Source organism: Amycolatopsis sp. ATCC 39116 (assembly GCF_000231075.2).
GTDB lineage: Bacteria > Actinomycetota > Actinomycetes > Mycobacteriales > Pseudonocardiaceae > Amycolatopsis_E > Amycolatopsis_E tucumanensis.
Map to the genome: position 1 here is coordinate 285,368 of NZ_AFWY03000002.1, position 21,516 is coordinate 306,883.

The following is a 21,516-nucleotide window of genomic DNA, read 5'->3' on the forward strand; positions in this document are numbered from 1 at the left end:
CATCCTGGCAGGCCGGCGTCAGCCGACCTGGTCGGCCACGTGCTTGGCGATCTCCAGCGCGCTCGTCGCCGCGGGGAGGGGGCGTTCAGCACGTGCACCTGGTGCGGCGCGGTCTCGATGAGGAAGTCGTCCACCAGCGAACCGTCCGGGCGCAGCGCCTGCGCCCGCACGCCGGAGCCGTGGCGCACGATGTCGTGCGGGCCGACCGCGGGCACCAGCCGCGCCAGGCTGGCCGCGAACCGGCGCTTCGACAGCGACCGCCGCACCTCCTCCAGCCCGGTCGGGTAGGCCCACTTCCGCGCGAGCCGCCACGAGCCGGGGAAGCGGGCGACGTCCGCGAGGTCCGCGGGCGACACGTCCCGCCAGCGGTAGCCTTCCCGCCGCAGCGCCAGCACCGCGTTCGGCCCGGCGTGGACGCTGCCGTCGAGCATGCGGGTCAGGTGCACGCCGAGGAACGGCAGCGCCGGGTCGGGCACCGGGTAGATGAGGCCGCGCACCAGGTGCCGCCGCTCCGGCCGGAGTTCGTAGTACTCGCCGCGGAACGGGACGATCCGCGCGCTCGGCCGCAGCCCGGCGAGCTCGGCGATCCGGTCGGACTGCAGGCCGGCGCAGTTGACCAGCGCGTCGGCGCGCAGCACCTCGTCGCCGGTGGCGATCTCCACGCCGCCGGCCCGGCCGGGCCGGATGCCGCGCGCCGCGGTGCTCAGCCGCAGGTCGGCGCCGTGGTCGGTGAGCAGCCGGACCAGCGCGGTGCAGACGCGGGGGAAGTCGATGATGCCCGTGGACTCGACCCGCAGCGCCCGCACGCACGACACCTCGGGCTCGTACTCGCGGGCCTCCGCGGCGCTGATCAGCTTCGCCGGGACGCCGTTCGCCTCGGCCCGCTGCGCGAGCACGCCCAGCGCGGGCAGTTCGGCCTCGCTGGTCGCGACGACGAGCTTGCCGCACACCTCGACGGGCACCCCGTGCTCCCTGGCGAAGTCCACAATGGACCGGTTGCCCGCGACGGACATCCGCGCCTTCGCCGATCCCGGCTTGTAGTACAGCCCGGCGTGCACGACGTTGGAGTTGTGGCCGGTCTGGTGCGCGGCCCACCGGTCTTCCTTCTCGAGCACGGTCACCGCCGACCCGCGCCGGGTCAGCTCCCACGCGGTCGCGAGCCCGATGATTCCGCCACCGATGACGACAACCCGGTTCACCACGCCGACAGCGTATACGCCGACGACCGGGGCGCTGGGCCGTTCGGGTGACGGGCCTCAGGTCAGGGCGGCCACGTGCTGCCGGAAGTCGAAGCCCGGCGTCAGCAGTTCGCGGTCCAGTGAACCGCCCGCGGTGAACAGTTTGCGCGCCGCCATGTGGTCGGGTGTCCGGTTCACCGACTCGACGCACACGAGCTGCCCCGCGCGGAAGCAGAACACCGAGAACGAACCCGCGGACGGGTCGCCGTGCACGACCGCCTCGTCGTGGCCCGCGCTGATCCCCGCTATCTGCAGCCGCGCGTCGAACTGGTTGCTCCAGAACCACGGCACCGACGCGTACGGCTCCGCGGCGCCGGTCAGCCGCGCCGCCAGGCAGCGGGCGTGGTCCACGGCGTTCTGCACCGACTCCAGCCGCAGCGGGGCGCCGGCGTGCCGGCTCGGGTAGACCGCGCAGTCGCCGACCGCGGAGATGCGTGGGTCCGATGTGGACAGGTGCTCGTCGACCACGATGCCGTTGTCCACGGTCAGTCCGGCGTCGGCCGCCAGCTCCGCGTTGGGCACCACGCCGATGCCCACCACCACCAGGTCGGCGGGCAGCACCGAGCCGTCCGCCAGCTCGACCCCGGTCACCTCGTGGCCGCCGTGCAGGGCGACCACCGACGCGCCCGACAGCACCCGCGTGCCCTGCCGCTCGTGCAGCTCCCGGTAGTGCGCCGACACCGCGGGCGACACGGCCCGGCGCATCAGCCGGTCCGACGCCTCCAGCACGGTGACGGACAACCCGAGCTTGGCCGCCGCCGCGGCGAACTCCAGACCGATGAACCCGCCCCCGATCACCACCACGTTCCGCGCCCCGCCGATCCGCTCGCGCAGCGCGTCGGCGTCCTCGCGGGTGCGCAGGCCCAGCACGCCGTCGAGTTTCGCGCCCGGCACCGGCAGTTCCCGGTTTCGGGTCCCGGTGGCGAGCACGAGGTGCCCGTACTCCAGTTCGCGCACGTCGGCGAGCGCGACGCGGCGGCGGTCCCGGTCGATCCCGACCGCGCGACCGCACACCAGCTCGATGTCGTGCTTGTCGTAGAACGCCTGCGGCCGCAGCGCGAGCCGCTCGCCGGGCAGGGCACCCGAGAGGTAGGCCTTGGACAACGGCGGCCGCTGGTACGGCACGCCCGGCTCGTCCCCGACGAGCACCACCCGGCCCGGGTGCCCCTGCTCGCGGAGCGAGGCGGCGACCTGGAAACCCGCCTGCCCCGCGCCCACGATCACGACGTCGGTCACTGTTCCTCCGGCACGGTCACGGTCAGGCTGTCGAGTTCCTCGGTGATCTCGATCTGGCAGGACAGCCTACTGTTCTCGGCGCGCGGGCACGCGGTGTTGTCCAGCATCGCGTCCTCGTCCGCCTGCGGCAGCGGCAGTTTCTCGACCTGGCCGGGGTCGACGTAGACGTGGCAGGTCGCGCAGATCGCGTTCCCGCCGCACTCGGCGACGATCCCGCCGACCCCGGCTTCGATCGCGGCCTCCATGACGGACATGCCTGCCGGCACGTCGAACGACTCGGCCGAGCCGTCCTGCTGAACATAAGTGATCTTGGGCATGACGCTGCTCCCACCTCTCCTCGCCGGCGGCGTGTTGCCCGCAGAACGCTAACAGCCGGGTATTTCGGAAATGTTAGTTCCGACCCCGGTTCGCGCGGGGCCTGCTGTGCGGAAGATTTCGTCGAGGGAGGAGTGGCCGGCGAGTTGGGATGATATTGCCTCAGCCGACTCGCGGCAATCGTGCGCGGAAAAAGAGGTTCCGGGCAGCACTGGTCTTGACCTGCGGAAACGCGACGAGCGAAGTGGCCGGAATTTGCCTTACCGGTAGCATCGGCCGCTTCTCGGGAACGGTTTGTGACATGTCGTTAACAGTGGTGCCACCTCCGCGACACGAGCACCGGCAGTATTGGGCAACGCCGCGACTTCCGCCGTCGCGGTGACAACCGAAAGGATCCGCATTGCGCGCACCGCATTTGCGTCGCACTGTCATGGCCACCCTTGCCGGAATCGCGGCGATGTTGTTGCTGCCACCGGCCGCGTGGGCGCACGTCTCGGTTTCGCCGGACACCGCCGAACCCGGCGAGCGCGCCACCGTCTCCTTCCGCGTGCCCAACGAACGCGACGACGCCACCACCGTCCGCCTCGAGGTCCGCTTCCCCGAGGACAAGCCGCTGGCCTCGGTCACCCCGCAGACCGTGCCGGGCTGGAGCGTGTCCGTCACCACGACGGAACTCCCGCAACCGGTCGCCACCGAGCACGGCACCATCAGCGAAGCGGTCACCGCGATCGTCTGGGAGGGCGGGCGGATCCCCGTCGGCACCTACCAGGACTTCCCGGTCAGCATCGCCTCGCCGCCCGCGGGAACGCTGATCCTGAAGACCCTGCAGACCTACTCCGACGGGCAGGTCGTGCGGTGGATCGACGTGCCGCAGGCGGGGCAGGCGGAGCCGGAGCACCCGGCACCGACGCTGTCCGTCGCGCCACCGTCCGCGCCGGCGTCCACTTCGGACACCACCGCGCGCGTGCTCGGCGGGGCGGGCCTGGCCGTCGGACTGGTCGCGCTCGGCTGGGCCGCCATCCGCCGCAAGATGCCGGCCCCCGCCGCCGACGAGCGCGAAACGATCCGGGTGTAGGGCCGCGCCATGAGCAGGGACGGGAGCACGCCAAGGTGGGCGGCGCGCCTGGTCGTCGTACTCGGCGCACTCGTGGCCGCCGCGCTCGGCGGAGCGGGTCAGGCGTCCGCGCACGCGGTGCTGATCGGCACGACCCCGGGCGGTTTCGAGGTGCTGGAGACCGCGCCGCGGGAGGTCACGCTGCGGTTCAACGAGCCGGTCGAGCTGGCCGAGGTGACGGTGCTCGGGCCGGGTGGCGCCGCCGTCGCGGGGGTGTCCGCCCCGGCGCACCCGCCCGGGCAACCGGACGTCGTCGCCGTGACACTGCCGGCCGGTCTCACCGAGGGCACCTACACGGTCAGCTACCGCGTGGTGTCCGCCGACGCCCACCCGGTGCCGGGCGCTTTCGCGTTCAGCGTCGGCTCGGTCACCGGCGGCGTGGCGGCGAACGCGGGCGAGCAGACCGCGGACGGCGTGGTGTCGGCGCTGTACGCGGTGGCGCGGTGGCTCGGCTACGCGGGGGTGGCCCTGCTGCTGGGCACCGCGTTCTTCGTCGCCGCGTGCTGGCCGGGCGGCGAGGCGATGCCCGCGGTGCGGCGGATGTTGTGGACCGGGTGGGGCACGCTGCTGGGCGCGACGGTGCTGGCCTTCGTGTCCTACGGGCCGTACTCGGCCGCCGGGACGGCCGCCGATCTGCTCGATCCGAAGGTTCTCGGCGCGACAGTGGGCAGCCGGATGGGGCTGCTGCTGGTCGTGCGCGTCGCGTTGCTGGGACTGATCGCCGCCGTGCTCGTCCACGTGTTCCGGCGGACGTCGTTCGCCGAGTACCAGGCCCGCGACCACCGGCGGCGGGCCGCGCTGGTGCTGACGGCCGGGGCCGCCCTCGCGATCACCTGGAGCCTGACCAACCACAGCGTCACCGGCTCGCAGGTCGCGTTGTCGCTGCCGGTCGACGCGATCCACCTGGTGGCGATGGCGGTGTGGCTCGGCGGCCTGCCCGTCCTGCTCGGTGTGCTGCTGCGCTCGGGCGACGTGTTCGGCATGCGGATCGCCATCCCGCGGTTCTCCCGCACCGCGCTGGTCTGCGTGGCCGTGCTGGTGGTGACCGGCACCTACCAGGCGTGGCGCGAGGTCGGCAGCCTGGCGGCGCTGTTCGCCACCAGCTACGGCGCGGTGCTGCTGGCGAAGCTCGGGCTCGTGGTGGTGCTCGTGCTGCTGGGCGCGCTGGCCCGGCAGTGGGTCCGCAGGCACTACACCCACGCGCCGGTGGTGTCCAAGAAGCGCAAGGCCTACCGCGGCCCGGCGGAGCGCGAGGTCAGCCGGTTCCGGCGGATGGTCGCGACCGAGGCCGTGCTGGCCGCCGTGGTGCTCGGGGTGACGGCGTTCCTGGTGAGCGCCGAGCCGGCCACCGCCGAGCTGGCCAGGGAGCGGGCGGAGGCGGAGGTTCCGGCGCGGACCGGCCCGGTGAACGTCGTCCTGCCGTTCGACGCGGGCGGCGGACCGGCCGGGGCCGGGCAGCTGGCGGCGCTGGTGACCCCGGGAGCGGTGGGGCGCAACGAAGTCCACCTCGCGGTGCTGGACGCGCAGCGGCGGCCGAAGCAGGTGGCCGAGCTGACCGCGTCGCTGAGCCTGCCGTCGAAATCGGTCGGCCCGCTGCCGGTCGCGCTGCAGTTCATCGGCGGCGACCACGCCATCGCGGTGAACGTGCCGGTCAGCATGCCCGGAATGTGGGAGCTGGCGGTCACCGTGCGAACGTCCGAAGTGGACCAGGCGGTCGTGCGGATCCCGCTGGGAGCGCGCTGATGACCACGGACGCGCGGAGGTTGTCCGCACCGGAACTGGAACGGCTGCGCCGCCGCGCGGTGGCGGCCGTGACGGCGGGCCTGTCGCAGGGCCGGGTCGCGACGATGCTCGGGGTCAGCCGCAAGACCGTGGGCGTCTGGGTCCGGGCCTACCAGGCCTCCGGCGAGCAGGCGTTCCCGCCGCAGCGCCGGGGCCGCCGGGTGGGTGAGTGCCTTGCCCTGTCCGGCGAGCAGCAGGACCGGATCGTCGCGGTGGTCGCCGCCGGCCTGCCCGACGCGGCCGGCCTGCCGCACCTGCTGTGGACGCGCCGGGCGGTGACCGAGCTGGTCGAGCGCGAGTTCGGCATCCGGATCAGCCCGGCGACGGCGGACCGCTACCTGACCCGCTGGGGCCTGACCGGGCCGCGGGAGCACGTGGGCGACGGCCTGGCGGTGCGCTGGACCGCGCCGCGCGGGCTGCACGCGCTGGTGGCGGTGACGAACCGCGGGCTGGTGTTCTTCCGCGCCGGGCGGCTGCCGTTCGACGTGACGCAGCTCGTCGACTTCCGCAACCGGCTGCGCATGCAGCTCGCACGTGAAGTCACCGCGGTCGTCAGGGAATGGCCTGCGGCACAAGGGGAACTGCTGGAAGGGTGGTGCTCGGCGGACCGGAACGTGATCGCCGGGCTGACCATCGGCTGAACCACTCGAACCCGAGCCCCCGTGGTGCACTTCGCGCCGCGGGGGCTCCGGCATGCCCGCGATCGCTTGTTTCGGAACGGTGAACATGTCCGGTGCGCGAAAAATCTCCGAGGTGATTTCCGCGGATTCGGCCGCTCGACCGGGTGACGGCCAGGGCAAAAGTGTTCCGCGCGGCGTGGGAAAGCGGCTGTTCAGCGCCGCGTCGTGGATCCGGAAACATTCGCGAAAAGGTCGCTCGCGGGCGTTTTCGGGCTTCTGGTCAGGATCGGCCGGGCATGCCACGATGATCCCGGAATCAAGGTTTCCACAACGGACGGCGAAATTCCTGAGAGAAGGCCAAGAATGCGATTCCGACGTCATCTCGCGGCCGGTGTGCTGACGGTGGGCTGCCTCGGCGGCATGACCGTCGGCGCCGCCGAAGCGGGTGCCGAGGAACCGGTCGCGGCCGCCGACTGCACGGCGCCGGCGCCGGACGGCGACCTCCTGCTCCCCGGCGTGGACATCGCCGACGAGCTCCCGCTCCTCGGGCCGATCCTGCAGCCGCTCACCGACACGGTGGGCTCAGTGGTCGGCTCGACCTGCGAAATCCTCGTGCCGCCTGCCCAGCCGGAAGCGCCGGGCTCGGGCGAGCAGCAGCCACCCGCGGCGGCGCCCACCACGACGCCGTCCTCCGCGCCGAGCGGGAACAGCGCCGCGACGCCGTCCGGTGGTCGCCTGGCCGCCCAGGAGAGCAGCGGTGCCGTCGCCACCGCGCGCTTCGGGTTCGCCGACCCCCTGCCGTTCGGTCCCGCGCTCAACTTCGGCGCTCCCGGCACGCCACCGCAGGCCGTGGCCGCCGGAAAAGCCGACGTGGTGAGCACACAGCGGCCGACGGGCACCGCGGAAGCATTGCCGGTGACCCGGGACGAATTGTCTCAGCCGGTTCTGCTCGCGACTCTCGCCCTCACCCTGGTGAGCGCGCAATTGGTGCGCACCTGGGTGCGGCGAATGCGCGGGGAAGTATTCAGTGCGCGCACCGGCCCGCTGAACACCTGAACGCCGCGCATTCCGGTTTTCCGTCCGAACGGGTTCGGACGGTTGTGGAGAGAAAGGAAGCACATGCCCGAAAACGCTCCCCCGGGAGCCGGGAAGAGGCGGTCCCGCCGTCTCAAAACGGTGATCCCGTTGGCAGCAGTCGCGCTGGGCGCGACGACGGTGGCCGCCGTGCCGGCCGCCGCGCTGCCAGTGGGTGTCGGTCCCGTGCCGATCACCTTCACGTTGAACGACAGCAACGGCAACTGGTTCGACTCGGGCCTGCAGCTGTTCGGCGGCAAGTCGCTGGCCGTGGCGGAGCTGCCGCGCCTCGGCACGTCCGCGCTGGACGGCAGCATCATCCCGAGCCTGCCGGAAGGCGCGCTCGGCCTGCCGAACCTGCCGCTTGGCCAGCTCGACACGGCCCAGTCCAGTGGGCTGCTGAACCTGGACCTGGTCGACTCGCTGACCGGCCTGGCCTCCGGTGACCCGGCCAAGGCGATGCCGTCCCTCGGGCAGCTCGGCGGCCTGACCGACCTGCTGAACCTGGACAGCACGCTGTCGGCGGTGCGGAACATCGCGGCCACCGAACCGCGGGCGGCGACGTCGGCGGCGAAGGCCGAAGGCCTGCTCAGCCAGTTCCAGGCCGAGGTCGCGAGCCTGCCTGCCGACCAGCCCATCAGCCTGGACAGCCTCCCGGTCGGACTGGACCTGCAGAAGGCGCTGGACGACCTGGCGACGTTCGCGGTGAAGGGCCCGGCCATCACGGCCAACTTCACCATCGGCAGCCCGAAGAACCAGTCCCTGCACGACATCACGTCGCTCATCTGGCCCGAGGGCGCCCCGTTCTTCGAGCAGATGGGCGCGTTCGCCGGTTCGGACTCCACCCAGCTGACCGAGCCCGGTCTGTACGCGTGGACCTGCACGATCCACCCGTACATGCTGGGTGCGACCGTGGTCGACGACCCGCTCACCATCGGCCTGGACTTCGGCAAGAAGCTGAAGGTCAACTCGCGTGACCTGACGGTTCCGTCCAACGCGGACGTCATCCAGCAGCTGGTGCGCATCTTCTTCACCGCGACGGTGCCGGACAACTGGCAGACGTTCAGCACCACCGAGTCGTCGCAGTGGAACCCGGTCTTCCCGCCGGCGCCGATCCTGCAGTACGACGCCCAGGGCAACCCGGTGCTGGTGCCGATCCTGGACGCCTACTACGACCAGAAGTTCGGGTACCCCAAGACCCTGGACAAACTGACCCCGCCGCAGACCCCTGGCGTGGGTGAGGTCTGGATCGACACCCAGATGGAGGAGTACGCGGGCAAGGACTACGTCGGTGCCGCCACGAAGGTCAACGTGGAGAACTGGACGGTCGACCGCAAGATCTCCGGTTCGAGCATCAACATGAACAACCCGCACAACATGTGGACGGACAAGAACTACAAGTACCTGTACCAGACCGAGTGGTTCGACGACGAGCTGTCGGTGTTCGACCGGGCGACCGGTGAGCACGTGCGCACGATCGAAGTCGGACCGGACCCGTCCCACGTCATGACCCGCACCGACACCGACCAGGTTCAGGTCGCCATCAACGGCGGCACGGACGTCGTCGAGCTGTCCCCGGGCGCGGAGAAGATCGACCGCCGCATCCCGGTGGGTCCGCCGGGTGACTTCCCGCAGCACCCGCACGCCTTCTGGCTCAGCTCGGACGGTAAGACCACGATCACGCCGAACGTGAACCCGTACGACGCGACCGTGATCGACAACGAGACCGGCACCTGGCGGAAGGAGCCGACCGGCGAACTGCCGATCGCCTCCAGCATGATGTCCGACCAGTCGAAGTTCTACATGGCCGACTTCCTCGGCGGGAGCATCTCGTGCGTCTCGCTCGCGGAGGACGCCTGCGTCAAGGAAGGCAAGAAGGTCCACAACGCGAGCATCGACCTGTGGGACAACTACAACCCGGTCACCGGCCGGAACGGCACCAAGCCGTGGGGTGGTCTGACCATCCAGCTCCCAGTGAGCCCGGATGACAAGGCCCTGCTGGCCGCGAACACCTTCAGCGCCACCGTCTCGGTCGTCGATCCGAAGACCGACAAGGTGGTCAAGGAGCTGCCCTGCAACGCGGGCTGCCACGGCATCAACTTCGGTGCCAAGAAGGGTGGCGGGTACTACGCCTACGTGTCGAACAAGTTCTCGAACGCCGCTCAGGTCATCGACATCGACCCGAACATGGACGGGAACATCACCGACGCCGCGATCGTCGGTCAGCTGGTGCTGGCGCCGACCGCGGACACCAAGTCGGACGGCACGCTGACCGGACAGCCCGGCATGGGTGGTCAGGGCGTGCTGCCCATCCCGCTGGTCTACAACGGCTGGTCGCAGCAGGTGCCCGCCGGCTGGCGGGAGAAGCTGACCCCCGAGCAGCTGAACCCGATCGGCTGAGCTGGTTCCGCAGCAGCTCAACCTGATCGACCCATCCACCCCGTGAGGGAAACCGTGGTCCGGAGCGGCCAGCCCGCTCCGGACCACGGCCGTTCAGGAGACCGCCATGCCCGCATCCCCCAGGTCCTTCGCGCGTGCCCTGTCCGCGCTGTTCCTCGCCTCGTGCGCGCTGCTCGGCCTGGCCGCCCCGGCCGCCGCGCAGGTGTCGATCGTGCCCGGTTCCGTCAAGGGCGGCAGCACCGAGACCTTCGCCTTCCGCCTCGCCAACCAGCGCACCGACACCCAGAGCAACCGGCTCGAAATCGTGTTCCCGCAGAGTCCCCCGATCGCCTTCGCCGAGGTCAAGCCGGCCCGCGGCTGGACCGCCAGGATCAACCCGCGCCCGCTCGACCCGCCGCAGCAGTCCGGTGACCGCCCGATCAGCCAGGTCGTCGGCTCGATCGTGCTGGAGGGCGGCGCGGTCGGCCCCGGCCAGTTCGAACAGTTCCTCGTCACCCTCGGCCCGCTGCCCGAGCGGGGCGACCTGGTGCTCGAAACCGTTCAGGGCTACACCAGCGGCGCCACCGACCGGTTCTCCGCCGCGGCCGGCAATGCACCGGTGATCGTCGTCAGTCCCAACGCCGCACAGGGCGCGCCGCCGCCCGCGGTGATCGAAGCGAACCGGGCCGATCAGGTGGCCGCGGCTGCCGAGCAGCAGGCCGAAGAGCAGGCGAACAGCGGCGGCATCACCCCGTTCGCCTTCCTGTGGGGCGTGCTCGGGCTCGCGTTCCTGGTGGTGGCGCTGGTCGGGCTCCGCACCCACCTGCTGCACCGCCGCGCGCCGGAACCCGAGCCGAAGCCCGAGCCGGAGAAGGTGAGCAACGGATGACGACGCTGGCCAGACCGCCCGCCGTCCCGCGGAACCGCCGCGCGGCACGGCTGCTCCCGTTCCTGCTGCTCGTCGCGGCCTGCTGGACCTCGCTGCTGACGCTGGCCTCGCCGGTGTCGCCGGAGGCGCCCGTGCTGGTGTCGTCGGCGCCCGGCAACGGCCAGGTCACCCGGCCCGACGACATCGTCCTGACCTTCGACCGGCCGGTGCCCGCCGGGCTGTCGACGATCCGGATGACCGACCCGTACAAGCGCCCCGTCGACCCCGGCCGCCCGGTGCACGCCGACGGCCGGGACAACACGCTCTCCGTGCCGGTGCCGAAGCAGAAGTACGCGGGCACCTACACGATCGCCTGGAGCGTGCCGGTGAAGGGGACGGACGCGGCGACCGGGACGTTCACCTTCGACCTCGCCTCACGCAGCCCGGTGCAGGCCCCGCCCGCGCTGGACGCCCGGCCCGGGGTGGTGGTGACGGTCGCGCACGCGGTCGCACAGTTCCTCGCGTTCGCCGCGCTCGCGTTGCTCGCCGGGGTGGTGTTGTTCGTCGCCGTGGGGTGGCCGGCGGGCGCGGAGTCCACTGTGGTCCGTCGGCTGGCGGCCTGGGCGTGGGGCGGGCTGCTCGGCGGGACCGTGCTGTCGCTGCTGACCTTCGGCCCGTACGCCGCGAAACTGCCGCTGACCGACATCCTCGACGGCGGCCTCGTGTCCGGGGTGCTGGAGTCCGCGACCGGTCACGTGTACCTCGCGCGGCTGCTCGTCGTCGCGGTGGCCGGAATCGGGATCGCGCAGTTCCTGACCATGGCCCCGGCGGAGTCGGCGCGGGAGCGGCGGCTGCGCGGCGGCACCGTGCTCGCCTGCACCGCCGCGGTCGTGGCGACGTGGAGCTTCACCGGGCCCGGTTCGGTCGTGGCGGGCGTCGTGCACCTCACCGCGCTGGCCGTGCTCGCCGGGATTCTGGTGGTGCTGCGCCGGTTCCGTGAGGTCGCCGACCGGCCGAAGGCGCTGGTCGTGGTGTGCGCCGGGCTGCTCGCGGTGACGGCGGGCGCGGAGGTGTGGCAGCACCTCGGAAGCCTCGCCGGCTGGCTGTGGGCCGGGTTCGCGGTGCTCGTGCTGGCGCTGGGCCTGCTCGCACTGGCCGGACGGCTGTCGCTGGTGCAGACCGGGCTCGCGGTTGCGCTCGTCGGGGTCAGCACGGCGTTGTCCGTGGTGCCCGCCGGTCCCGCGCCCGCTCCGCAGGCCCCGCTGGTGCGGCTCGCGTTGTCCACCGGCGCGCTCGACCTCGCGGTCGTCCCGGCGCGGGTGGGGGACAACCAGGTGCACGTCACGGTCCTCGACGCGAAACCGGGCACGACGATCACGGCCGAGCTGGCCCCGCCGTCCGGCGCGCCGGTCCCGGTGTCCTTCGCGCCCGCCGAGGCGGGTCACCTGGCCGGTTCGGTGACCGTGCCGTCCGCCGGGCCGTGGGAGCTGGCCCTGACCGCGCGGGCGCCGGACGGGCAGCAGGAAGTCATCTACGGCGTCATCGAGGTGCGATGAGCACGACGACCGAGACCCGCACACCGGGAAAGCGGAAGAAGCAGCCGGCACGCGGGATGAACGGCCTGCGGGTGATCGCCCGCCGGGTCCACTTCATGGCGGGCATCGTCGTCTCGCCGTTCCTCGTGGTGCTGAGCCTGACCGGGCTGGTGTACGTGTTCAGCCCGCAGATCCACGACAACCTGTACCACTCGCAGCTGTACGTCAACGAGGTCGGCGCGACGCCGAAACCGGTGTCGGAACAGGTTCGCGCGGCGATGACCGCGCACCCGGAAGCCGCTCTGCGGCAGGTGATCACGTCGCCGGAGCCGGATCGCACCACCCGCGTGGTGCTGTCGGTGCCCGGTCTGGCCGGCGGCGAGGACGGGCAGGCGCGCACCGTGTTCGTCGACCCGTACACCGGCTACATCAACGGGGAGCTGACCACGGCAGGCAACCGGATGCCCGCCAACACGTGGTTGCGGGACCTGCACAGCAACCTGCACCTCGGCGAGCCGGGGCGGTGGTACGCGGAACTGTGCGCGAGCTGGCTGCCGGTGATCGTCCTCGGTGGACTGGTGCTGTGGCTCGCCCAGTCGCGGCGGCGCACGCGCACCCGCGACCTGTTCGTCCCGCCCCGCAAGACGAAGGGCGGATGGCTGCGGTTGCGCGGGCTGCACGGTCCGCTCGGGTTGTGGCTGTCGGCGGGCCTGGTGGTGATCGCGGTCAGCGGACTGCTCATCTCGCAGTTCACCGGCGGTCGCGGCAGTCAGGACCACGACCCGATGCGCCTGCGCGCGCCCACGCTGGTAGCCGCGCCGGTGGCCGTCCCGGACGGTGTCGAACCGATCGGCGTCGACCGGGTGCTGGAGATCGCGCAGGCCCAGGGTCTGCACGGGGAGCTGCTGGTGACGGCCCCGGCGCGGGCGGGCGCGGTGTACACGGTGATGGAGCGCGCGGCCGGGATCCCCCTGCAGCGCGACAACATCAGCGTCGACCCGTTCACCGGCGAGGTGACCGAGCACATCGGCTGGGACGACTACTCGTTCCTGGCGAAGCTGACGTCGGTCGCGGCGGAGTTCCACACCGGGACGCTGTTCGGGCTGGCCAACCAGATCGTGCTGGCAGTGCTGGTGACCGGCCTGCTGGTCCTCATCGGACTCGGCTACCGGATGTGGTGGGTGCGCAGCCCGTACAAGGGCAAGTGGAAGGCGCTGCCGACGGCGGCCTGGAAGCAGCTGTCGCTGCCGATGACGGCGGCCGGGTTCCTCGGGATCGTCGCGATCACGTGGGTGCTCCCGGTGTTCGGGGCGAGCCTGCTGGTGTTCCTGGCGGTGGACGCCGCGATTTCCACGCTGCAGCGCCGGAAGAAGCCGGTGCCGCGGGCCAGGTAGCGGCTGGCTATGGTGGTCGGATGGGTTCGGTCAGGCAGGTTCAGATCACGTTCGACTGCGCCGATCCCGAGCGCGTCGCCCGGTTCTGGTGCGAGGTGCTCGGGTACGTCGTGCCACCGCCGCCGCCGGGGTTCGACTCGTGGGCGGACTACGACAGCTCGCTGCCGCCGGAGCGGCGCGGAGCGGCGTTCGCCTGCGTCGACCCGACGGGCGCCGGGCCGCGACTGTTCTTCCAGCGGGTGCCGGAAGGCAAGGTCGTCAAGAACCGGGTGCACCTCGACGTCCGGGTCGGCACCGGACTCGTCGGCGCCGAGCGGCTCGCCGCGCTCCAGGCCGAGCGCGAACGACTGGAAAAGCTCGGGGCGACCTGCGTGCAGGTCCTGGAGGCCGACGGGTTCAACGAGTCCTGCATCCCCATGCTGGATATCGAGGGCAACGAGTTCTGCCTGGACTAGCCGCCGCGGCGGTGGTGCGTCCCGGGCGTGTGGCCGTACGCGCGGCGGAACACGTCGATGAACGCGCTCGCCGAGGACCAGCCGCAGCGGTGCGCCACCGTCGTCACCGGGACGTCCTCGGCCAGCAGCCGTAGCGCGTGGTAGAGCCGCAACTGCGTCCGCCACGCCGTGAAGGACATGCCCAGCTCGGCGGCGAACAGGCGGCTGAGGGTGCGTTCGCTCGCCCCGGTCGCGGCGCCCAGCTGCGCCAGCGTGCGCGGGTCGGCGCAGTCGGCGTGCAGCAGTTCGCACACCGCCACCAGCCGCGGGTCCGACGGCGTCGGCAGCTGCACCGGCTCCCGCGGCGCGGCCCGCAGCTGGTCCACCAGCACCGCGCGTAACCGGCGCTGCTCCGGCGAACTCCGACCGTCAGCGGTCGCGGCCAGGATCAGCTCACGCAGCAGCGGGCTCACCGCGAGGACGGCCGGCTCGTCGAGGCCGAGCGGGTTCGGGGCCGCGGGCAGCCCGAGCAGGTGCAGGTCGGTCCGGCCGTGGGCCACGTGGGCGTGCACGCAGCCGGCGGGCACCCAGATCGCCCTCGTGCCGGGCGCGAACCAGGTGCCCGCGTCCGTGGTGACGGCGAGGACACCGGACCCGGCGTAGACCACCTGGTGCTCGTCGTGGCGGTGCGCGTCGATGCGTTCGCCCGGCGCCAGGACCTGGGTCCGGGTCGGCGCGTGCGGCAGGTGGCGGGTTTCCGACATCATCTGGCAGATTAACGGAAGCGCGCCAGCTCCCGCCACGGCGACGATGGGCCGGTGCGAACCATCCCCCTGCTCGCGGTCGGGCACGCGTGCGTCGACGTCTACCAGGGCGCGGTGGCCGCGCTCGTGCCGTTCTTCGTCGCCGAGCGGGCCTACACCTACGCCGCCGTCTCCGGCGTCGTGCTGGCCGCGTCCTTGCTGTCCTCGGTGGTGCAACCGCTGTTCGGCGCGCTCGCCGACCGGTGGTCCATGCCGTGGCTGCTCCCGGTCAGCGCGCTCACCAGCGGACTCGGCGTCGCGTTCGCCGGCGTCGGCTCGTACGCGCTGACCGTGGCGGCCGTCGCGGTCTCCGGCATCGGCGTCGCCGCTTACCACCCCGAAGCCGCCCGCGTGGCCCGGCTCGCGAGCCGCGGCAGCCACACCGCGATGGGCTGGTTCTCGCTCGGCGGCAACGTCGGCTTCGCCACCGCGCCCCTGCTCGTCGCGGCCGTCGTCGCGACCGGCGGGCTCGCGTTCTCGCCGCTCTTGGCCCTGCCCGCCGCCGTCGGCGCGGTGCTGTGCGCGATGGCGCTCCGCCGGATCTCCGGCACCGCGGCGCCCACGCGCGAGGGCGCAGGCCGGAACGACTGGGCCTCCTTCGCGAAGCTGTCCGGCGCGATCGTGTGCCGCTCCATCGTCTTCATCGGACTGAGCACGTTCGTCTCGCTCTACGCGCAACAACGCACCGGCGGCGGGAGCCTCGCGGGCACCGCCGCGTTGTTCGTGCTCTACGTCGGCGGCGCGGTCGGCACGGTGGCGGGCGGGCAGCTGGCCGCCCGGTTCGGCCGGATCCCCGTCGTGCGGTGGTCCTACGCGCTCACCACGCTGTCCGTGGCCGGGGTGGTGTTCGTGCCCGGCCCGCTCCTCTACCTGTTCGTCGCGGGCACGTCCGCCGGCCTGTACGTGCCGTTCTCGCTGCACGTCACGCTCGGCCAGGACTACCTGCCGAGCCGGGTGGGCACCGCGAGCGGCATCACGCTCGGCTTGACGGTGAGCATCGGCGGGCTCGCGAGCCCGGTCCTCGGCGCACTGGCGGACGCCACCTCGCTGCGGACCGCGCTCGCGCCGCTGATCGCGCTGCCCGCGCTCGGCCTGCTCCTGCTGTCCACTGTGGACGAGCCGGTCAGAGGCTGAAGCGCACCGAGATGCGGCCGGAGTGCCGCCGCGGCCAAGCCTGCAGCATTTCGTAGTGCTGCAGCGGCCACCGGCACACCACGACGTTCAGCGGGCGCCCCAGCTGGTGCATCAGCCGGTGCAGGAAGTCCTCCGCGTGCGGGGTGTCGAACGGGCCCAGCCCGGCCCGGAAGTGCACCACGCCCCGGTTGGACATCGCGATCAGCACGTTCACGTCGCCGAAGTAGTCGCGGAACCCGGACATCAGGTTCTGCCGCGATGCGGCGCGGCGGTCGGCGGGCGCGTGCGGCCGCGTCCACGCCACCCACAGCACCTCCGCCTCCGGGATCCACTCCTCGGCGGCCGCCGGGACGCCGCGCGGCCTCGGCACCGTCGCGGTCACGCGGCTGCGCATCATCTCCTGCAGGTACGGCTCGTCGATCAGGCTCCACCGCACCAGGTAGTGCCCGACGGTCGCCGGGCTCAGCAGGATCCGGAACTCGCGGTTGACCAGCTCCACCACGGCCGGGCGGCTCCACAGCCGGTGCCGCAGACCGTACTGGTCGGGCGTCCCGCTGATGATCGTCTTGATGGTCCACGCCTGCTGCGCCGGCGAGAGCGCGAGCTGCTCCCCGGGGCGGCGGCCGCGGGTCTTGGGGCGGAACGCGTCCTCGCCCTGGCGCCGGTAGGCGAGCACCCAGGCGCCGACGGTCTTGCGGGACACGCCGAACAGGCGCGCCACCTCCGACCGGGACACACCCGCTTCGACAGCGGCGACCGCCCGTCGGCGGAGGGCTTCCAGTGCATCGGGGGACAGGCTGCGGGCGTCACGTGTCGTCATGATCCGGCCCCGGCGAGCTGCGCGGCAAATGCGGTGCGCGCATCGTCTTCCTTTCGGCGATTGGCGGGCACAACGGACATTACGACCCCTCATGTATCCGCCTCGTGCCCGCATTGTTAAGTGCCGATCACAAGAGCTGCCGGAGATTTTTCCGGGAAAGTGATCGCGTCCGGCGGGTGAGGCATAAATGTGTCACGCCCGCCCCGGGGAGGCCCGCCGCCGGCGCGCCGGGCCTGGCACATATTTGCCTCACGTCGGCCGGAGTCGCTGTCGCCGGGCGGGGTTCGGGTCGCCTCGTCCGGCCGGTCCCCGGCGCCGGGCGCGTGGCCGCGGCCTGCGGAAATGCGCTTCCCGGAAATGTTTCCCGGACGTGAACGCGTATTTCCGGAAATGCTTCCCGGTCCGATCGGCGAGGCTGGTCAGGCCGCCGATCCGCGTGCCAGGATGACGCTCTCCCCAGGTTTCCACATCCGCCCGCACGGAACCTGAGAAGCGTCCAAGAAAGCGAGCACGATGAGCGACACGGCCACGCGGATCGCCCGGCGGACGTGGTGGCTGCCGTGGCTGATCGGCGCCGCCGTCGTGCCCGTCGGCGCGGCCACCGCGCTGCAGGCGCTGAGCACCGGCCAGCCGCTCAGCCGCACGTCCTTCGAGCTGCCGCGCAGCGCGCACCGGGTCGTCTACGAGGTCACCGGTTCCGGTTTCGCGCCGGAGATCCGGTACGTCATCGACGGCGTCAACCGCACCGAGACGCTGCGCGACGTGCCCCTGCCGTGGCGTCTGGAGCTCGACCTCGAAGTCGGTCCCGCGCTCGGCGTGGTCCAGGTGATGGCGGCCAGTCCGGGTGGCTGCGCCGTCTCCGTGGACGGCGTGGTCGTGCACAGCGCGAACGCCCTGGACGACTGGACCTCCGTCTCCTGCTCCTCGGTGATCCGGCCATGAGGGCCCGCGCCGCGATCGTGGCCGCTGCGTTGGCGTTCGGCCTGCTGGCCGCACCCGCCGCGCGGGCCGAGACGCGGGTGCTGGACAGCTGCGTCGCCACCGTCACCGAAGGCGACGAGCTCGCGCTGAGCCCGCTCGCCGTGCTCGACCCGGTGGTGTCCGTGCTGGCGCCGCTGGACCCGCTGAACGTCCTGGTGCCCGCGTTCGAGACCGCGTGGCGCGCCACCCCGCCGATCGAGCTGCCCACGGCAGGCCCGGCCGGGATCGCCGGGGACGTCATCGCGGACGCCGTGCTCGCGCGGCTCACCGGCATCTCGGTGGTCGGCCCGGTGCTCGACGTGCTCGTCGGCCCGGTGCACGGTCTGCTGGCCGGCACCTGCCGCATCACCGTTGTCCGGGCCGAGGCGCCGCCCGCGGACCCGGTGACCGCGCCGCCACCACCGCCGCCCACGCTCGCCCCGCCGGAGCCCTCGCTGCCCGCGGGCGGCCCGGCTGGGGGAGGGGCGCCGTCCGAGCCGCCGCCGTACCAGGGCGACGGCCCGGCCGGCGCGCTCCCCGCGCCCGGATCGCACTACGAGGTGCAGAGCACCGTCCCGCAGGCGCAGTTCGACTCGGTGGCACTGGGACGATCCCGCGTGGCGGCGACCGCCGAGGCGCTGCCCGCGGACGACCCACGGCCGTGGGAAAGCCCGGCGATCCTCGCCGCGCTGCTCATCGCACTCGTCGGAATCCAGCTCGGCCGGACCTGGATTTTGCGCCGAACGGACGAATAGACTCCTCCCGGTGCGGGAGGCGAAGGGGATCCAGCGGGCGTTCCGCCCGCCCGCTGGATCCCAGGGGCCCTGTCCGCATTACAGGGCGACCTCCATGCTAATCCGTGGTACCCAAGAATTGCCTGAGAAAACCCCGCTGCCCGAGAAAGCGCCGCGCCGTCCGGTGCCCGTCCACATCGGACAGCGCAGGTCACGCGCCGAGCGCTTCGCGCACCTCACGCACGACGGTGTCCACGTCGGCCTCGGACAGCGCGGGGTGCACCGGCAGCGACAGGACCTCCTCGGTGACCTTCAACGCGACCGGGAAGTCCTGCCGGGACACGGCCGGGATCTGCGGGTGCTCACGGAAGCGGTCGTGGTCGAACACCAGCTTCGGGTGGTGCACCTCGGTTTCGACGCCGCGCTGGGCCAGTTCGGCGGCCAGCTCGTCGCGGGCGAGCATCGCGTGCGGGCCGATCAGCACGCTGTACCGGTGCCACGCGTGCTCGCGGCCGGGCAGCTCGGCGGGCACCGTGAGCCCGGGCGTGCCGGCCAGGCCGACGGACAGCTGCCGCGCGTTGCGCCGCCGCGCCGCGAGCAGCTCGTCCAGCCGGTCCAGCTGCGGGATGCCGACGGCGGCGTGCAGTTCGGACATGCGGTGGTCGCGCAGCAGGCGCAGGCGATCGGCCAGCCCGGCGTCGTCGGTGGTGACCACGCCGCCCTCGCCGGTGGTCACGATCTTGTTGGCGGACAACGAAAAGCAGCCGACGCCGAACGACCCGGCCGCCCGCCCGGCGAAGGTCGCGCCGACCGCCTGGGCCGCGTCCTCGACCAGGTGCAGCCCGTGTTCCTCCGCCAGCGGGGCGAGCTTGCCCATGTCCGCGGTCTGGCCGTAGAGGTGGACCGGGAGGATCACGCGGGTCTCCGGCGTGATCTCGGCCGCGACCGCGTCCGGGTCGACCGCGAAGTCGTCGCGGGTGATGTCGGCGAAGCGGACGGTCGCGCCGGTCGCCAGGATCGCGCGAAGCGTCGCGGCGGCGGTGAGCGGCGACGTGATCACCTCGCCGCCGGGGCCGAGCCCGAGCGCCTCCAGCGCGGTGCGGAGCGCGGCGGTGCCGCTGCTCACGGCGACCGCGTGCGCGGTGCCCGCGGCGCGGGCGAAGGCGTCCTCGAAGCGGGCGACCACCGGGCCCCGCGTGAGCGTTCCCGACCGCAGCACCTCCACCACGAGGGATTCGGCATCGCGGGCGTCGACCGCGGTGACGGGGATCATCGGCTCGGCGTTTCCTTTACTGTGTTCGGCTCAGGCGTCCGTAAGACTGTACGAATGGAACCCGCGTGGTAAACCGCATCCACCCGACTGGTGCAGGTCCGGGCCGGCCGGAAGGCGCGCTCCGGTGACCCTGCTGGCTCCCGGCGCCCGGATCGTCGACGCCGAAACCGGCGCCGTCCTGGACGGTCCGGCGCTGATCACCGAGGTCGAACGGCGGGCCGACGAGCTCGCGGCCCTGCCGGACGGCGTGTTGTTCGCCCGCACCGGCGTCGATCTGAGCGGGGTGCTCACCTACGTCGCGGCGGTGCAGGCCGGGCGCGCGGTGGCGCTGGTCGACCCGGCGCTCGACGTCCCGGTGCTGGCCGGCCTGATCGAGCGGTTCCGCCCGGCGGCCGTGCTGGACGCGCCCGCCGCCGAGCCGCCAGCCGGGTATCGGGCCGCCGAGGGGAAGTGGCTGCGCCTCGACCTGGAGGGGATCCGCCCGCACGGTGATCTCGCGGTGTTGCTGCCGACCAGCGGTTCGACCGGCAACCCGAAGCTGGTGCGGTTGTCCCGCAAGGCGATCCTGACCAACGCGCACGCGATCGCCGACGTGCTGGGCATCGACGAGCGCGAGGTGGCGCCCACCACGCTGCCGCTGCACTACGCGTACGGCCTGTCCGTGCTCAACTCGCACCTGGTCAGCGGCGCGACGGTGGTGGTCGAGCGGGAGGGCATCCTGGGCCGCGGGTTCTGGGACACGGTCGCGGCGCACGAGTGCACGTCGGTCGCCGGGGTGCCCTACCACTACGAGATGTTGCGGCGGTTGCGGTTCGACCCGGCCGCGAACCCGGGTGTGCACACGCTCACCCAGGCCGGCGGCCGGATGCGGCCGGAGCTGATCGCCGAGTTCGACACGTTGATGCGGTCGGCGGGCGGGCGGTTGTTCGTGATGTACGGCCAGACCGAGGCGGCGCCGCGCATGGCGATCATGCCGTCGGAGCGGCTGGCGGAGAAGATCGGCTCGGTGGGGCCCGCGCTGCCCGGCGGGCAGTTCGCGATCCGCCGCCCGGACGGCGGCGACACCACGCACCCCAAGATCACCGGCGAGATCGTCTACCGCGGGCCGAACGTGATGATGGGCTACGCGTCGACCGCGGAGGAGCTCGCGCTGGGCGACGAGTGCGGCGGCGTGCTCCCGACCGGCGACCTCGGGTACCTCGACGAGGAGGGTTTCCTGTTCGTCACGGGGCGGCTCAAGCGGATCGGCAAGGTCTTCGGCAACCGGATCAGCCTGGACGACCTGGAGGCCGCGACGCGCGCGACGGGCCTGGGGATCGACATCGTGGCCGCCGTCCCGGCGGATGACAAGGTGGTGCTGTTCGCGGAGGGCGCCGCGGCCGACACCTGCAAGGCGGCGTCACACGCGCTCTCCGACCGGCTGCACCTGCACGCCTCGGGCTTCGACGTCCGCCCGATCGACACGATCCCGCTGCTGGCCAGCGGCAAGATCGACTACCAGGCGCTGGAGGAGCAGATCTGACCCGCGGGGCGGGCAGCCGGCCGCCCGTGCACCGGTGCGGTGTAGCGAGCCCCGATGATCGGCCCCCGCCGCTACGGCGGCTTGCCACCTCGGGCCCTGCCACCCGGCGCCCGGCCCCTGCGGCGGCTCGCCCGCCTCGGGTTCCCTGCCGGCGCGGCATCGGCCGAGTAGGCGCTCGCCTCGCGAGCGGGCCGCCCACCCCCGCCACCGCGGCCACCCACCCCCGCCACCGCGGCCACCCACCGCGGCGACCCACCACCGCCACCGCGGCGGCCAGCCAT

At 72.5% G+C, this 21,516-nt stretch carries 18 protein-coding genes and 1 pseudogene; 13 read left to right on the top strand and 6 right to left on the bottom strand.

The window, feature by feature from the left end:
- Positions 1 to 18 precede the first annotated feature (18 nt).
- The 3 genes and pseudogenes from lhgO to AMY39116_RS0304060 form a co-directional block, all read right to left on the bottom strand.
- A pseudogene (gene lhgO / locus AMY39116_RS42170) lies at positions 19 to 1,199 on the bottom strand (L-2-hydroxyglutarate oxidase).
- 57 nt (positions 1,200 to 1,256) lie between these two features.
- Positions 1,257 to 2,474: an NAD(P)/FAD-dependent oxidoreductase gene (locus tag AMY39116_RS0304055; protein ID WP_020416429.1), complete on the bottom strand. Its 1,218-nt coding sequence runs from the start codon at positions 2,472 to 2,474 to the stop codon at positions 1,257 to 1,259.
- A complete protein-coding gene (locus AMY39116_RS0304060; RefSeq protein ID WP_020416430.1) occupies positions 2,471 to 2,791 on the bottom strand; it encodes a 2Fe-2S iron-sulfur cluster-binding protein in 321 nt (106 codons plus the stop codon). Before AMY39116_RS0304060 ends, AMY39116_RS0304055 begins: the two co-directional genes overlap by 4 nt.
- Before the next feature lie 455 nt (positions 2,792 to 3,246).
- On the opposite strand from AMY39116_RS0304060, the gene AMY39116_RS0304065 reads away from it, so the two are divergent.
- From AMY39116_RS0304065 to AMY39116_RS0304105, 9 genes are all read left to right on the top strand, one after another.
- Positions 3,247 to 3,864 carry a YcnI family protein gene (locus tag AMY39116_RS0304065; RefSeq protein ID WP_020416431.1) on the top strand — a complete coding sequence of 206 codons (618 nt, stop codon included), beginning with the start codon at positions 3,247 to 3,249 and terminating at the stop codon, positions 3,862 to 3,864.
- A gap of 9 nt (positions 3,865 to 3,873) precedes the next feature.
- Positions 3,874 to 5,646: a copper resistance CopC/CopD family protein gene (locus AMY39116_RS0304070; protein ID WP_027935614.1), complete on the top strand. Its 1,773-nt coding sequence runs from the start codon at positions 3,874 to 3,876 to the stop codon at positions 5,644 to 5,646.
- Positions 5,646 to 6,326 carry a helix-turn-helix domain-containing protein gene (locus AMY39116_RS0304075; RefSeq protein WP_020416433.1) on the top strand — a complete coding sequence of 227 codons (681 nt, stop codon included), beginning with the start codon at positions 5,646 to 5,648 and terminating at the stop codon, positions 6,324 to 6,326. The genes AMY39116_RS0304070 and AMY39116_RS0304075 overlap by 1 nt, the downstream gene beginning before the upstream one ends.
- Before the next feature lie 204 nt (positions 6,327 to 6,530).
- Complete coding sequence (locus tag AMY39116_RS0304080) at positions 6,531 to 7,361, top strand: hypothetical protein (protein ID WP_235716052.1); 831 nt, start codon at positions 6,531 to 6,533, stop codon at positions 7,359 to 7,361.
- 120 nt (positions 7,362 to 7,481) lie between these two features.
- Complete coding sequence (locus AMY39116_RS0304085; RefSeq protein WP_020416435.1) at positions 7,482 to 9,779, top strand: multicopper oxidase; 2,298 nt, start codon at positions 7,482 to 7,484, stop codon at positions 9,777 to 9,779.
- A gap of 106 nt (positions 9,780 to 9,885) precedes the next feature.
- Complete coding sequence (locus AMY39116_RS0304090; protein WP_020416436.1) at positions 9,886 to 10,647, top strand: DUF1775 domain-containing protein; 762 nt, start codon at positions 9,886 to 9,888, stop codon at positions 10,645 to 10,647.
- Positions 10,644 to 12,182, top strand: coding sequence for a copper resistance protein CopC (locus AMY39116_RS0304095; protein WP_027935615.1), 1,539 nt, complete (start codon positions 10,644 to 10,646; stop codon positions 12,180 to 12,182). The genes AMY39116_RS0304090 and AMY39116_RS0304095 overlap by 4 nt, the downstream gene beginning before the upstream one ends.
- The gene (locus AMY39116_RS0304100) at positions 12,179 to 13,555 is read left to right on the top strand and encodes a PepSY domain-containing protein (RefSeq protein ID WP_020416437.1); all 1,377 of its coding nucleotides are present in this window, start codon (positions 12,179 to 12,181) and stop codon (positions 13,553 to 13,555) included. Before AMY39116_RS0304095 ends, AMY39116_RS0304100 begins: the two co-directional genes overlap by 4 nt.
- Positions 13,556 to 13,575: 20 nt before the next feature.
- The gene (locus tag AMY39116_RS0304105) at positions 13,576 to 14,010 is read left to right on the top strand and encodes a VOC family protein (protein ID WP_020416438.1); all 435 of its coding nucleotides are present in this window, start codon (positions 13,576 to 13,578) and stop codon (positions 14,008 to 14,010) included.
- Here the strand turns inward: AMY39116_RS0304105 and AMY39116_RS0304110 are convergent.
- Positions 14,007 to 14,753 (bottom strand): helix-turn-helix transcriptional regulator, encoded by a 747-nt coding sequence (locus AMY39116_RS0304110; RefSeq protein WP_027935616.1) that lies wholly within the window; start codon positions 14,751 to 14,753, stop codon positions 14,007 to 14,009. The two genes, AMY39116_RS0304105 and AMY39116_RS0304110, sit on opposite strands and share 4 nt — an antisense overlap.
- A gap of 54 nt (positions 14,754 to 14,807) precedes the next feature.
- Here AMY39116_RS0304110 and AMY39116_RS0304115 point away from each other — a divergent pair, with 54 nt between their 5' ends.
- Positions 14,808 to 15,926: an MFS transporter gene (locus tag AMY39116_RS0304115; protein WP_020416440.1), complete on the top strand. Its 1,119-nt coding sequence runs from the start codon at positions 14,808 to 14,810 to the stop codon at positions 15,924 to 15,926.
- Here the strand turns inward: AMY39116_RS0304115 and AMY39116_RS0304120 are convergent.
- Positions 15,916 to 16,746 (bottom strand): helix-turn-helix domain-containing protein, encoded by an 831-nt coding sequence (locus AMY39116_RS0304120; protein ID WP_027935617.1) that lies wholly within the window; start codon positions 16,744 to 16,746, stop codon positions 15,916 to 15,918. The genes AMY39116_RS0304115 and AMY39116_RS0304120 overlap by 11 nt on opposite strands.
- A gap of 513 nt (positions 16,747 to 17,259) precedes the next feature.
- Here AMY39116_RS0304120 and AMY39116_RS0304125 point away from each other — a divergent pair.
- On the top strand, positions 17,260 to 17,688 hold the full coding sequence (locus tag AMY39116_RS0304125) for an MmpS family transport accessory protein (protein WP_020416442.1): 429 nt from the start codon (positions 17,260 to 17,262) through the stop codon (positions 17,686 to 17,688).
- Positions 17,685 to 18,461: a hypothetical protein gene (locus AMY39116_RS0304130; RefSeq protein WP_020416443.1), complete on the top strand. Its 777-nt coding sequence runs from the start codon at positions 17,685 to 17,687 to the stop codon at positions 18,459 to 18,461. Before AMY39116_RS0304125 ends, AMY39116_RS0304130 begins: the two co-directional genes overlap by 4 nt.
- 190 nt (positions 18,462 to 18,651) lie before the next feature.
- Here AMY39116_RS0304130 and AMY39116_RS0304135 read toward each other — a convergent pair whose 3' ends face one another.
- Positions 18,652 to 19,713, bottom strand: a complete 1,062-nt coding sequence (locus AMY39116_RS0304135; protein ID WP_020416444.1) for a DegT/DnrJ/EryC1/StrS aminotransferase family protein — start codon at positions 19,711 to 19,713, stop codon at positions 18,652 to 18,654.
- A 124-nt stretch (positions 19,714 to 19,837) separates the two neighbouring features.
- Between AMY39116_RS0304135 and AMY39116_RS0304140 the strand changes: the two genes are divergently transcribed.
- A complete protein-coding gene (locus AMY39116_RS0304140; RefSeq protein ID WP_020416445.1) occupies positions 19,838 to 21,235 on the top strand; it encodes an AMP-binding protein in 1,398 nt (465 codons plus the stop codon).
- The last annotated feature ends 281 nt before the right edge of the window (positions 21,236 to 21,516 follow it).